Raw genomic sequence first — 12130 nt, forward strand, 5'->3', positions numbered from 1 at the left:
GGCAGTTGAAACCGGAGCGATGAGCGATGACGACCTTCAATGTGATGGTGCCGGTGGCCAGCGTACTCGCCCTGCCGTTCCTGCCGATGCTGCATGAACTGATCCGGCGCAGCGACGTCGCGGCACTCCCGATCGGCGACGGGCCGTTCGTCGATCAGGCGCTGCTCGCCGCGCGCTGGCACGACGCGCTGCGTGCCCACGTGGCCGGCACGCCGCCGGCGGATGCGTCGGCCGTGCCGCCGTGGCAAACGCTCGGGCTGGCCGTGCAGCACGCGGACGCGATCCACGTCGCACGTGACGCGCATCGCGACGACGTGCTCTACGCCGATCGCACGATCACGCTCGACGAAGGCGCGCAGGCCGCGTACGCGTTCGCCGACGAGCACATCGACATCCATGCCGGCGCGACGATCGGCACGCTCGCGCATGCGCCGCTGATCGACGTCGACGACGCAGTGCTGCGCGGCGTCGTGGTCGGCGACACCGTGCGCCTGCGCGGCGCCGGCGGCTTCGCGTGCCTGTACGGCGAGCCGCTCGTCTTCGGCGCGGCGCCCGGCCCGCGACCCGCTGACGCACCGGCCGCCCCGCGCCGCGCGATCTCGCTCACCCGCCACTTCGCGTCGCTGCCGCATCGCTTCGTGCACGGCCGTTACCTGCTGCCGTGCGACGTTCGCCTGCCCGCACACACGGTCGTGCAGGGCAACCTGATCGTCGAAGGCGCGCTCGTCCTCGGTGAAGGCTGCGTGCTGCGCGGCAGCGTCAAGGCGCATCGCGTCGAACTCGAACGTCATGCGTTGCTGCACGGTGCGGTATTCGCGCGCGACGACGTGTTGCTCGCCCACGCGAGCTGCATCGACGGCGTCGTGTCGGCCGGCGGCCTGCTGCGACTGACGGGGGCGCGCATCGGCGTCGCCGGCCATCCGGTCAGCGCGTGCGCGCGCGACGTCTCGATCATCAATCATGCCTGCGTGCATGGCGATCTCGTGGCGTGGCGCAGCGGCTGGTTCCACACATCCCGTTAAGGAGCGCCTCATGTCCGATCGCCCCAGCCATCGCGACCCGCGCGTGCCGGTTGCCACTCTCGCGATGCTGTGCGGCGTCGCCTTCGGCGCGCCCGCGGCGCTGGCGGAGCAGCCTGACGATGCCGCCGCCACGCCGGCCGTGCAGCCTCCGGCCCCCGCGACCGTCATCACGCCACGGATGCGCGACGAGTCGATGTTCGTGCGCGTGGACGCCGAAGGCCTGCCGGACGGCGTGCCGCTCGCCGAGTTCACGCCCGAGGATACGAACCGCCCGCCGCTGCCCGATGCAGTCGTCACGCATGTGCAGGCGCCGCAGGAATCGCACACCGAATTGACGCTCGGCTATTCGAACGCACACCTGACGCACGGCTACGGCGACTGGTACGGCGTGCATCTGCGCGGCGTCTACCAGGATGGCGGCCGCACCGTGCTCGGCGAATTGGCGCAACTGCACCGCTTCGGCGAGAACACGCAGCTCGGCGCGCTGACCTACGTGCAGGACCTCGGCCCCGACTGGTTCGGCGGGATCGGCTTTTCCGGCACCACATCGGGCACGATCCTGCCGAGTGCGCGCGTCGACGTGTCGATCAACCGCAAGCTATTGTCCGATCGTTCGCTGGTCGTGTCGCTCGGCGCCGGCTACGCATGGAACCGCAGCGGCCACCGCGATCAGCTGTATCACGCCGGCGTGATCTGGTATGCATTGCCGAAGTGGATTTTCGAGGCGGGCGCGAACTATACGGTCGATTCACCCGGATCGGTGAAGGCGCCGGCGTACTACGGCGCCGTCACCTACGGCGAAGTCGGCAAGAGCGTGATCGTGCTGCGCGGCGGCGTCGGCCGCGAGGCGTATCAGGTCACCGGGTCCGGCACGCAAATCGCGGATTTCCGCAGCCACGAGATCACCGCGAAATGGCGCTACTGGTTCACGCGCAAGTGGGGAACGCAGCTCGAATTCGACTATTACCACAACCCGTACTACTCACGAATCGGCGGCGAGCTCAGCGTCTTCTATCGCTGGTAACCGGGCGGGCGCCATGCACACGCATCCCGTCCGTCCTCCCGTCGATCGTTCGCTGCGCACCCACGCGTACCCGCAGCGCTGGCTGTCGTCGATCGCGCTGCTGACGCCCGCGCTGTACGCGTCGCTGTGGTTCGGCTTGCCGCTGGCGTGGCGCTACTGGCGCTCGGTCATGGCGTGGGGCGCGCACCAGCTCGATCCGGCGCTTCACGTGATCGTGATCGGTTACCCGCCCGACGCACCGCGCGTGCCGCTGCTGTCGATCGACGTCGCGGCCCGCATGCCGGGCGGCATGCTGCTGGCCGCCACCACCGCGCTCTGCGCGACCGGCTTCGCCGCATCGTTCATCCGGCGGGCGAACTGGTTGCCTGTTGCATATCTGTTACGTATCGCGAGCTTCACCCAGCTGCTGATCTGCGCATACTTCTGGCTTGCGCCCGGCACGTTTCCGTATGTCCCGCAATTGCACCTGCGCGACATGTTCGTGCTGTACGGCGCGGCGATCGCAGTGATCCCGCTGGTGATGGCCGCGCTGTACTACCCGCTCGATTTCTCGCTGCTGCAAAAAGCCGTCGCGTCGCTGCTGGTGCTCGGCTACTTCGTGTTCGCGCTGCCGTTCGTGATGCTGCTGCACGCGACGATCATCCATCACGGCTCGCTGCTGTTCCTGCCGTTCTGCTATTTCCTGCTCGGCGGGCCACTGCTGATCGGCCTGCTGGTCACGCTCTATACCTACTGCGCAAGCTGGCCCGGCGCACTGACGCGCGATCGCGATTCCGTCTGCTGATAGCGCGTTCAAACGCGCCGTATCAGCGATGAAACGAATCCGCCGCGTTTCCGGCCCTGCCGCCCGGCCCGCATCGCAGGAAGCCAGCAGGACCGGGCCTCCTGCGCCAATGGCACGTTGTTCGCTTCTTTCAATACGTCGCATCGAGTCCTCTCATCGGCGAAGGCAGCGCGGCGCCCCGGCGCCCTGGCGCAATCCGTCCGCCGTCGACATGCACCGCTCGATACCCGACGAACCGGACAGCCGCACACACCTACGGGGCTGGATTGGTCGCCCTGGCGGCACGCGCATTCCGGCTGCCGCACGCCCCCATTCCTTGAGCGAGGAGCACACCATGTTGGCAAAGTCAGGCAAGTTCTTGCGGATTCTGTTCGCGCTGTTCGCGCTCGCGTTCGCATTCAGTCCGGGCGGCGTTCAGGCGGCCACCAACCAGCTCCTCCTGTTGGTGCCCGACACGCTGACGCTGCCCGATTCGCGCGTGTCCGCATGGCTCGACAGTGCGCAGGAAGAAGGGCTGCAGATCAAGGTGATGACCGACAGCCAGTTCATGGCGGCCGGCGCGTCGCTGTCGCAGTATCCGGGCCTGATTCTGCCCGACCAGGTGCACACGACGGCCAGCGACACGCTCGTGACGGCGATCCAGAACTACGCACTGAACGGCGGCAAGGTGATGCTCGTCTACGATTTCGGCGTGCTGAATTCCGCCGGCTTCTACGTCAGCCCGAAATCGCGCTTCAGCAGCATGGTCGGTGTGGACTATGTGCTGTATGACCAATACGGCGGCAACATGATCGGCCTCGGCAACGTGACCGGCATGAGCAGCTGGCTGCGCACGCTCCAGGTGCCTCCCGGCAAGTCGATGGCATGGACCACGGCTTCGTCGAGCACCACGACCGCGACCGCGCTCGCCTCGACGAGCACCTCGGGCACGTCGACGAACACGTCGTCGGGCAGCGCGCAGTTCCTGGCCGCCAGCCCGTCGAACCCGGGCGGCCTCGCCAATTACAACCACGACGCATGGTTCATGTACACGACGCCGCCCACGGGCAGCGGCGTGCTGAACCAGACGACGCCGAAGCTGACCGGCACCGTGACCGGCAAGCTGAAGAAGACCACGACGTATACCGCCAATTCGCTCCTGAGCACGTCGACCGGCAAGACGGCCAACACGCTCGCGTCGACGCTGGCCACCACCAGCGACACGCTCGAAGGCATCTCCGGCTACGTGTACGGCTTCCTCACCTATCCGAGCTTCGTTACGCAGGGGACGTACACCGGCACGACGATCCTGACCTCGCCGACCTTCGGGCTGGTGTCCGGCTACAACACGTACGGCAACGGCGGCGTGCTGTTCGTCAACCTGCCGCTCGCCTACCTCGACGGCCAGACCGACGGCATGCTGATTCACGGCTACCTGCATTATTTCGGCACGCAGATGCTGAACCTGCCGTCGCTGTCGCCGCTGCCGAAGGCGATGGCCGGGCTCGTGTTCAACTGGCACTTCTGCGCGGGCGACCAGATCCAGCCGGCGCTTCAGCTGAAGAGCCTCGGCGTGTGGAACAACGGGCCGTTCTCGCTCGTGATCACGGCCGGCCCCGATGAAGCGACCTTCGGCGACGGCAACGGCGTCAACCTCGCCAACAACCCGACCGCGCAGAACCTCGTCAAGTATTTCCTGACCAAGGGCCATCGCGTCGGCAGCCACGGCGGCTGGATTCACGATTACTGGGGGGCGAATGCGAGCGAAACGAACGCGAGCACGTTCACGCAATACCTCGTGATGAACCATCAGGCCGTCCAGGCCGCGACCGGCCAGCCGGACGTCGAATACGCGGCGCCGGAAGGCAACACGCCGACCTGGTCGGTCAACTGGCTCGAAAGCAACGGCTTCAACGGCTACTACTTCACCGGCCACACCGGCTCGGCACCGACCCGCGCATACCGCAACGGCGCGCTGCTGAACCCCGGCCTGTGGGCTTACCCCGTGATGCCGTTCGGCAAGTACGCGACGTTCGAGGAGTTCCAGCAATACGCGGTGCCGACGGCCGACGTCAACAACTGGTACGCATCCCTGATGAACTTCGTCGTCGCGAACCGCACGAGCCGGCTGATCTATGCGCATCCGCTGGGCGCGTCGTCCTACACGTCGACGTTGTCCGCGATCTTCTCGCAAGCCAATACGCTGAAACTGACGGGTCAGTTCAAGTGGTACACGATGAGTGACATCACGACCTTCGATCGTGCACGCCTGAACGTCACGTGGTCGGCCACCGACACGGGCAGCGGCTGGACGTTCGCCGCCAGCCATCCGACCAGCCTCGCGAACATGACGTGGCTCCTGCCGAAGAAGAGCTTCGCGCTGCCGATCATCACGCAAGGCTTCGGCAGCGTCGTCATCACCGATTCGACGTACTGGCTCGTGACCGCGAACAGCGGCACCAGTCTCAAGTTCACCAGCGCCAAGGTGCACTGAGCCGCGACATCGACACACCCGTCGGCGCGCGGCGCGGCCAACGCCGCGCGCGGCGGGATTTGCGCAGGACCATCGCGCAGGAGCCCCCCATCATGAACCGGCCCGCGCTTTTCCCGGCCGCACGCGCACGCGTGGCGGCCACCGCCCGGCTATGCCGCCTCTGGTGCGTCGCCTGCTGTGTCGCCGCGTGCGGCGTCGCGCTGCAGGCGAGTGCCGCCGAACTCCAGCTCAACGGACTCTACCAACGCCCCGACGGCGCGATCACCGTGCGCCTGAACGGCGCCGGCATCGATCCTTATTTCGCGGCGAAGGCGCTGCTCGGCGCCGCCGACGCCGGGCTCGACGCCCATCAGGCCGCGCTCGCCTGGATCGCGTGGCTGCTGCCGCGCCAGCGCCCGGACGGCGGGTTCGATCGCTACTGCGTGAAGAGCGGCCAGTACAGCTCATGTGCCGAAGCCGACGCCGACGATGCAATGATGGCGACCTGGATCGAACTGCTCGCCCGCTTCGCGCCGCCCGACGGCCTGCCCGCCGCATGGGAACTCAGCCTCGATCGCGCGGCCGCGCATCTGGACGCGCTGCTCAGCAAGCCCGCGGGTGTCTATCAGATCTCGTCGACGCTGCACGTCGCGCTGCTGATGGACAACGTCGAGGTCCACAGCGCGTTCCAGGCGCTCGCCGCGTATTACGTCCGGCATGGCGACGCCACGCGCGCCGGCCCGTGGAGCCAGCGCGCCGACCGGCTCGCGTCCGCGATCCTGAAGGTGTTCTGGCGCGGCACGCAGTCCGGCTTTCGCGCGAGCACGCAGCGCATCAGCGACACGACGTTCTATCCGGCGAAAGTCGCGCAGGTCTTTCCGCTTCTTTCCGGTATTCAGGTTCCCCAGCAATCGAACGAGACGATCTACGCGCAGTGGATGCAGAAGTACGGCAAGACCTGGCTGCAACTCGCCAGCTCCGACTATCCGTGGGGCTTGATCGCACTGGTCGCATTCAAGATGAACGACATGAACACGGTCGCGTGCTGGCATGCACGATCGGGGCCGTACCGGCACGGCGCGCACTGGAACGTACTGGAGGAGGCGCTTTACCTGGCATTCGAAAGCCGGATGGCCGACCCGGTCGCACCCGCTCGATGCGGCTTCACGACGGCGGCGACAACGGAGACCGCGTCACGCTGACCCACGCGTGCGCACGGTCCGGGGAAATCTACAGGGAAGGAGACGTGTCATGTGTGGCATCGTCGGCGCGGTCGCGCAACGGGATATCGTCCCGATTCTGATCGAAGGTTTGCGCCGCCTCGAATATCGCGGCTACGATTCATGCGGAGTGGCGACCGTCGTCGACGGCCAGGCACGCCGCGAGCGCAGCATGTCGCGCGTCGCCGATCTCGACGCCCACGTGCGCAGTGCCGGCCTCGCCGGCAGCACCGGCATCGCGCACACGCGCTGGGCAACCCACGGCGCGCCCGCGACGTGCAACGCGCATCCGATCTTCTCGCGCGACGAAATCGCGCTGGTGCACAACGGCATCATCGAGAACCATGAAACGTTGCGCAAGCAACTGTCCGACGAGCACTACGAATTCGACGGCCAGACCGACACCGAGGTGGTCGCGCATCTGATCCACAGCAAGTATCGCGGCGACCTGCTCGCCGCCGTGCGCGATGCGACCTCGCAACTGCACGGCGCCTACGCGATCGCGGTGTTCAGCAAGCACGAGCCGCAGCGGCTGATCGGCGCGCGGGCCGGCTCGCCGCTCGTCGTCGGCGTGAAGGACGGCGAATGCTTTCTCGCGTCCGACGCGCTCGCGCTCGCCGGCATCACCGACCGCTTCATCTTTCTCGAGGAAGGCGACATCGTCGAACTGACGCCGGGCGGCGTGCGGGTACTCGATCGCACCGGCGCGCCGATCGAACGCGCGATACAAACCATTTCGTCCGCGCAGGGCGTGGTCGAGCTCGGCCCCTACCGGCACTTCATGCAGAAGGAAATTTTCGAGCAGCCGCAGGCCGTGGCCGCGACGATCCCCGATGCCGGGCTGTTCGATCCCGCCGTATTCGGCCCGGACGCCGCGCGCGCGTTCGAGCAGATCGACAACGTGCTGATCCTCGCATGCGGCACGAGCCACTACTCCGGCCTGACCGCACGCCGCTGGCTCGAGACGATCGCACGCATCCCCGCGCAGGTCGAGATTGCGAGCGAATACCGTTACAGCGACGCGCTTGCGACGCCGAATACGCTGGTGGTCAGCGTGTCGCAATCCGGCGAGACCGCCGACACGCTCGCCGCCCTCAAGTACGCGCAGGCGCTCGGCCACATCGACACGCTGGCGATCTGCAACGTGCCGACCAGCGCGATGATGCGCCAGACCGGACTGCGCTTCCTGACGCGGGCCGGCCCGGAAATCGGCGTCGCGTCGACCAAGGCGTTCACGACGCAGCTCGTCGCGCTGTTCATTCTCGCGGTGACGCTCGGGCGACTGCGCGGCTACGTCGACGATGCGCAACTCGCGCGCTATACGACGCAGTTGCGGCGCCTGCCCGGCGCGCTCGAAGACGTGCTGGGGCTGGAGTCGCAGATCGCGCGCTGGGCGGCGGAATTCTCGCAGCATGAAAACGCGCTGTTTCTCGGGCGCGGGCTGCACTACCCGATCGCGCTCGAAGGCGCGTTGAAGCTGAAGGAGATTTCGTATATCCACGCGGAAGCGTATCCGGCGGGCGAGCTGAAACACGGGCCGCTCGCGCTCGTCACGCACACGATGCCCGTTGCCACGATCGCGCCGAACGATGCGCTGCTCGAAAAGCTCAAGTCGAACATGCAGGAGGTGCGGGCGCGCGGCGGGCAGCTTTACGTGTTCGCGGATGCCGATACGCGGATCGACAACGGCGAAGGCGTGTCGGTGCTGCGAATGCCGGATTACTACGGGTTGTTGTCGCCGATTCTGCACGTCGTGCCGTTGCAGTTGCTCGCGTATCACGCGGCGTGCTTGCGGGGCGCGGATATCGACAAGCCGAGGAATCTGGCGAAATCGGTGACGGTGGAGTGATGCGTTTGCGTCATCCGGGGTGGCCCCGGGAAGATCGCCCAGTGATCAAACTGGCCCGCCCTACACGATTCGAACGTGTGACCTACGGCTTAGAAGGCCGTTGCTCTATCCAACTGAGCTAAGGGCGGTCGGGGAGAAAAGACACGGCCTGACACGAACCGCATTCGGCATCGGGGTTTTGAGCAACAACAACTCAAACCCCCGAAACAAAACGGGTCCGACACAAAGCCGAGCCCGAAATTATACCCGATCATCGCGCCAGATCACGCGAGATCGGCGCCGCCGCATCAAACCGGCTGCGGATGCAGCATGAACCAGCCGAGACAGAACACACCGGCGATCACGCAATACACGCCGAACGACGCGAGCCGGCCGCGCCCTTCGAAATAGCGCATCAGGAACCGCACGCTCAGGTACGCGGCGATCGCCGTCAGCACGCCGCCGAGCAGCGCATCCGCGAGCTGGTCGCGCGCATGGAACAGCTTCGGCAGTTCGAGCACGCCCGCGGCAAAGATGATCGGCGTGCCGAGCAGAAACGAGAATTCCGCCGCCTTTTCCGCCGTCAGCCCGGCCACATTCCCGGCAATCATCGTCAGCCCGCTGCGCGAGAAGCCGGGAATCAGCGCGCCGATCTGCGCGAGGCCCACGAAGAACGCCTGCTTGAACGTCATTTTCTCGGGCGCCTGATGCGCGCGGCTGCGCTGGATGCGATCACCCAGCCACAGCAACACGCCGTTGACGATCAGCGCGATCGCGACGATCCTCAGATCGTGAAACACGCGCTCGATGCGCTTTTCCAGCAGCAGCCCGACGATGCCGGTCGGGATCGTGCCGATGATCAGCGCCCACATCAGGTGGCCGTCGTCGTTCTTGCGGCCGCCGAGCTGCGCGAAGAAACCGCCGATCAGCGCGATCCAGCGCGCGCGGAAGTACCACAGTAGCGCCAGCGCGGTGCCGAGGTGGAGTGCGACGAGGAACGGCAGCAGTTGCGGCGCGTGCTTGTCGATGTGCATGCCGAACAGCGCCGGCACGAGCAGCGTATGGCCAAGGCTGCTGACGGGGAAGAGTTCGGTGACGCCCTGCAGGACGCTCAGGAATACCAGAAACCAGAGGCTCACGCGTCGGTCCTTTTAGTGAAGATTAAGCGGGAAGGAAGGCGGACGACGCGATGCGCGTCCTGAAAAACGCGCCCCGATTATGCCGAGCCCGGATTACTGCGCCAAGGCATTTGGCAGGATATTGCGGCGCTGCACACAAACGCTTGCAATTTGTAAGCGCCCAGAAAGCAAAAAGCCCGCCATTTGCATGGCGGGCCTGTCGACTTCGGCAGAAATTGCCGTCAGCGGCCGAGCTGATAGAAAAATAATACCGTGCTGCCGGTAAACATGCCGAACAGTGCGATTCCCATTGCCATTGCCAGATCCATGGCCCCCTCCACGAAGTGTCATGACCCGGCAACATCACCGGTTTAGAGACATTATCCCGACCGTCGACAATGTTAAAAACTCGCAATTTCCCGAGAAGGGTTTTCCCCGACCGGCCGCGGCCCGATAATGGAACGCCCGTTGCTCCCGTCACTCGCCCAACCCGATTCGCCATGCCGATCTTCCAGCAACACGACATTCACGAACTTCACGCCGGCCCGTCGCTCATCCGGGTCGCCCCGCAATTCGGCGGCCGCCTGCTGTCCTGGCACGTCGATGGCGAACCGGTGATCTTCTGGCCGGAAACCGCCGACTGGAGCAACCTCGCCCGCGTGCGCGGCGGCAATCCGCTGCTGTTCCCGTTCCTCGGCCGCCACCGCGTCGACGGCGAGATCGGCCGCTGGCGCGACGCCGCCGGCGTGGTCCGCGACCTGCCGATGCACGGCTTCGCGCGCGATCTGCCGTTCGACGCGCAGCCGTCGGCCGACGGCGCCGCGCTGTCGATGACGCTCGACGCGAACGACGCGCTGCGCGCGAGCTACCCGTTTGATTTCCGGTTCGAAACCACGTACCGGCTGGCCGACGCGCATACGCTCGACGTCGCGCTGACGACGACCAATCGTGGCGACACGCCGCTGCCCTACTACGCCGGCCACCATTTCTACTTCGCGCTGCCGCACGGCGAGCGGGCCGACACCCTCCTCGAGTTGCCGCCGACCCGCCGTTGCCACCAGCGCGCGGACGGCTCGATCAGCCCGCCCGAACCGGGTGAAGCCCGCTACCGCCTCGACGATCCGGACATCCTCGACCGCTTCCACTGCCTCGACGGTACGCCGTCCACGCCAGTGCGCATCGTGATGCCGGGCCGCCGCCGCACGATCGAGATCGCGCTGGACGTGCCGGGCTCGATCCCGTGGTACGCGGTCACCACCTGGACCGAAAAGCCGGATTCGGACTTCTATTGCGTCGAGCCGTGGCTCGGCCTGCCCGATGCGATCCACAACGGCCTCGGCCTGCGCATGCTCGCGCCGGGCGCGACCGAAACGGCCACGCTGCGAATCCGCGTGATCCCGCTCGCCGGCTGATTCGACACGCACGGAACCGGCGCCCGGCGGCCTTGGTAGCGCCCGAAACTGCGGTGCGCGAGTCGAACCCGTTAAAATCGGACGTTTTGTGTTGCCTGCCGCGTCACGCGTGGCAGGGTCTTGCGAGGTTCAATGTTCGGAACAACAACGAAGCGACTCTTCGCAGCCGCCTGCGCCGCGCTGCTCGTCGCGTGCGGCTCCGCGCCCGTCGGCCCCGGGTTCTATCGCGTCGAGCGTGGCGACACGCTCTACAAGATTGCGCGCGACAACCGCACGTCGGTACAGAGCATCGTGCGCTGGAACCAGATGACGAACCCCGATGCGATCGAAGTCGGCCAGGTGCTGCGCGTCGCGCCGCCGCCCGGCACGACCGCCGCATCGACGCCGTCGACCACCGGCACCGGCAGCGCGGGCCGTGCCCGCCCGGCGCCTTCCGCCCCGGTCGAATCGGCCGTGAAGCCGGCCACGAGCATTGCGCTGATCTGGCCGGCGGCCGGCAACGTGGTGCGCACGTTCGACGGCTCGAAATCGAAGGGCATCGACATCGCGAATTCGCCGGGCACGCCGGTGGTCGCGGCCGCGCCGGGTGTCGTGGTCTATGCCGGTAACGGGCTGCGCGGCTACGGCAACCTGATCATCCTGAAGCACAACGCCGATTACCTGACGGCCTACGCGCACAACCGCGCGCTGCTGGTGAAGGAAGGCCAGTCGGTCACGCAAGGGCAATCGATCGCGGAGATGGGCAACAGCGACAGCGATCGTGTCGCACTGCATTTCGAGCTGCGCTATGGCGGCCGCTCGATCGATCCGTCACGCTACCTGCCGGCGCGCTGAGCGCACGACAGACGACACGCGATGCCGGCGCGCATCGCGTGCCGTCGCGGCGAAAACGGAACACATCAAGTCAGCGCTTGCGCAGACGTCCGGTGAAACGGCCGGACAACGGATCGACGTGACGAGCAAACGCCACCAGCACCCCGATTCCGATCAGGCTGAACCCCGCAGCTATCAGAAGCAAATCCATGGTCACACCACTGTTTTGTCTTGATCTTATGCGTCATTGTGGAATCGTGCACTGAGCCTCGCCTATTGGACGAGTCCGAACATTCCCTATCAGCAAACACCATTGTGGATTCGTCTGCATGAAATCCTGATGTAAGCCGTTCACCCGACGCCACGCTCGACACCAGGAGACCTCGCGATGCTGCCCGCCGCCGACCGCTACGATCACCTCCTCTCCCGCTTCCGCTGGGACATTCCGGCGCGCTAC

General features: G+C 66.3%; 9 protein-coding genes and 1 tRNA gene. 8 read left to right on the plus strand and 2 right to left on the minus strand.

Annotated elements, in window-relative coordinates; all coding sequences use genetic code 11:
• Positions 1–26 precede the first annotated feature (26 nt).
• From JMF90_RS07995 to glmS, 6 genes are all read left to right on the plus strand, one after another.
• On the plus strand, positions 27–1022 hold the full coding sequence (locus tag JMF90_RS07995; protein WP_011545115.1) for a polymer-forming cytoskeletal protein: 996 nt from the start codon (positions 27–29) through the stop codon (positions 1020–1022).
• A 10-nt stretch (positions 1023–1032) separates the two neighbouring features.
• On the plus strand, positions 1033–2046 hold the full coding sequence (locus tag JMF90_RS08000) for a YaiO family outer membrane beta-barrel protein (RefSeq protein ID WP_011545114.1): 1014 nt from the start codon (positions 1033–1035) through the stop codon (positions 2044–2046).
• 13 nt (positions 2047–2059) lie between these two features.
• On the plus strand, positions 2060–2830 hold the full coding sequence (locus tag JMF90_RS08005; protein WP_011545113.1) for a hypothetical protein: 771 nt from the start codon (positions 2060–2062) through the stop codon (positions 2828–2830).
• Positions 2831–3164: 334 nt separating this feature from the next.
• Positions 3165–5303: a polysaccharide deacetylase family protein gene (locus JMF90_RS08010; protein ID WP_011545112.1), complete on the plus strand. Its 2139-nt coding sequence runs from the start codon at positions 3165–3167 to the stop codon at positions 5301–5303.
• A gap of 92 nt (positions 5304–5395) precedes the next feature.
• Entirely contained in the window at positions 5396–6484 is a 1089-nt protein-coding gene (locus tag JMF90_RS08015) for a hypothetical protein (RefSeq protein WP_011545111.1), read from the plus strand.
• A 49-nt stretch (positions 6485–6533) separates the two neighbouring features.
• On the plus strand, positions 6534–8351 hold the full coding sequence (glmS, locus tag JMF90_RS08020; RefSeq protein WP_011545110.1) for a glutamine--fructose-6-phosphate transaminase (isomerizing): 1818 nt from the start codon (positions 6534–6536) through the stop codon (positions 8349–8351).
• A gap of 51 nt (positions 8352–8402) precedes the next feature.
• On the opposite strand, the gene JMF90_RS08025 is transcribed toward glmS, so the two are convergent.
• Together JMF90_RS08025 and JMF90_RS08030 are read right to left on the minus strand one after the other, a co-directional pair.
• Positions 8403–8479 (minus strand) — tRNA-Arg (locus JMF90_RS08025).
• Between the two features lie 159 nt (positions 8480–8638).
• Positions 8639–9469, minus strand: coding sequence for an undecaprenyl-diphosphate phosphatase (locus JMF90_RS08030; protein WP_011545102.1), 831 nt, complete (start codon positions 9467–9469; stop codon positions 8639–8641).
• Between the two features lie 479 nt (positions 9470–9948).
• On the opposite strand from JMF90_RS08030, the gene JMF90_RS08035 reads away from it, so the two are divergent.
• A complete protein-coding gene (locus tag JMF90_RS08035; RefSeq protein WP_201316815.1) occupies positions 9949–10860 on the plus strand; it encodes an aldose epimerase in 912 nt (303 codons plus the stop codon).
• Positions 10861–10992: 132 nt separating this feature from the next.
• Positions 10993–11694 carry a peptidoglycan DD-metalloendopeptidase family protein gene (locus tag JMF90_RS08040; protein WP_077177962.1) on the plus strand — a complete coding sequence of 234 codons (702 nt, stop codon included), beginning with the start codon at positions 10993–10995 and terminating at the stop codon, positions 11692–11694.
• The last annotated feature ends 436 nt before the right edge of the window (positions 11695–12130 follow it).

This window comes from Burkholderia sp. E168m23 (assembly GCF_016586125.1).
GTDB classification, from domain to species: domain Bacteria; phylum Pseudomonadota; class Gammaproteobacteria; order Burkholderiales; family Burkholderiaceae; genus Burkholderia; species Burkholderia orbicola.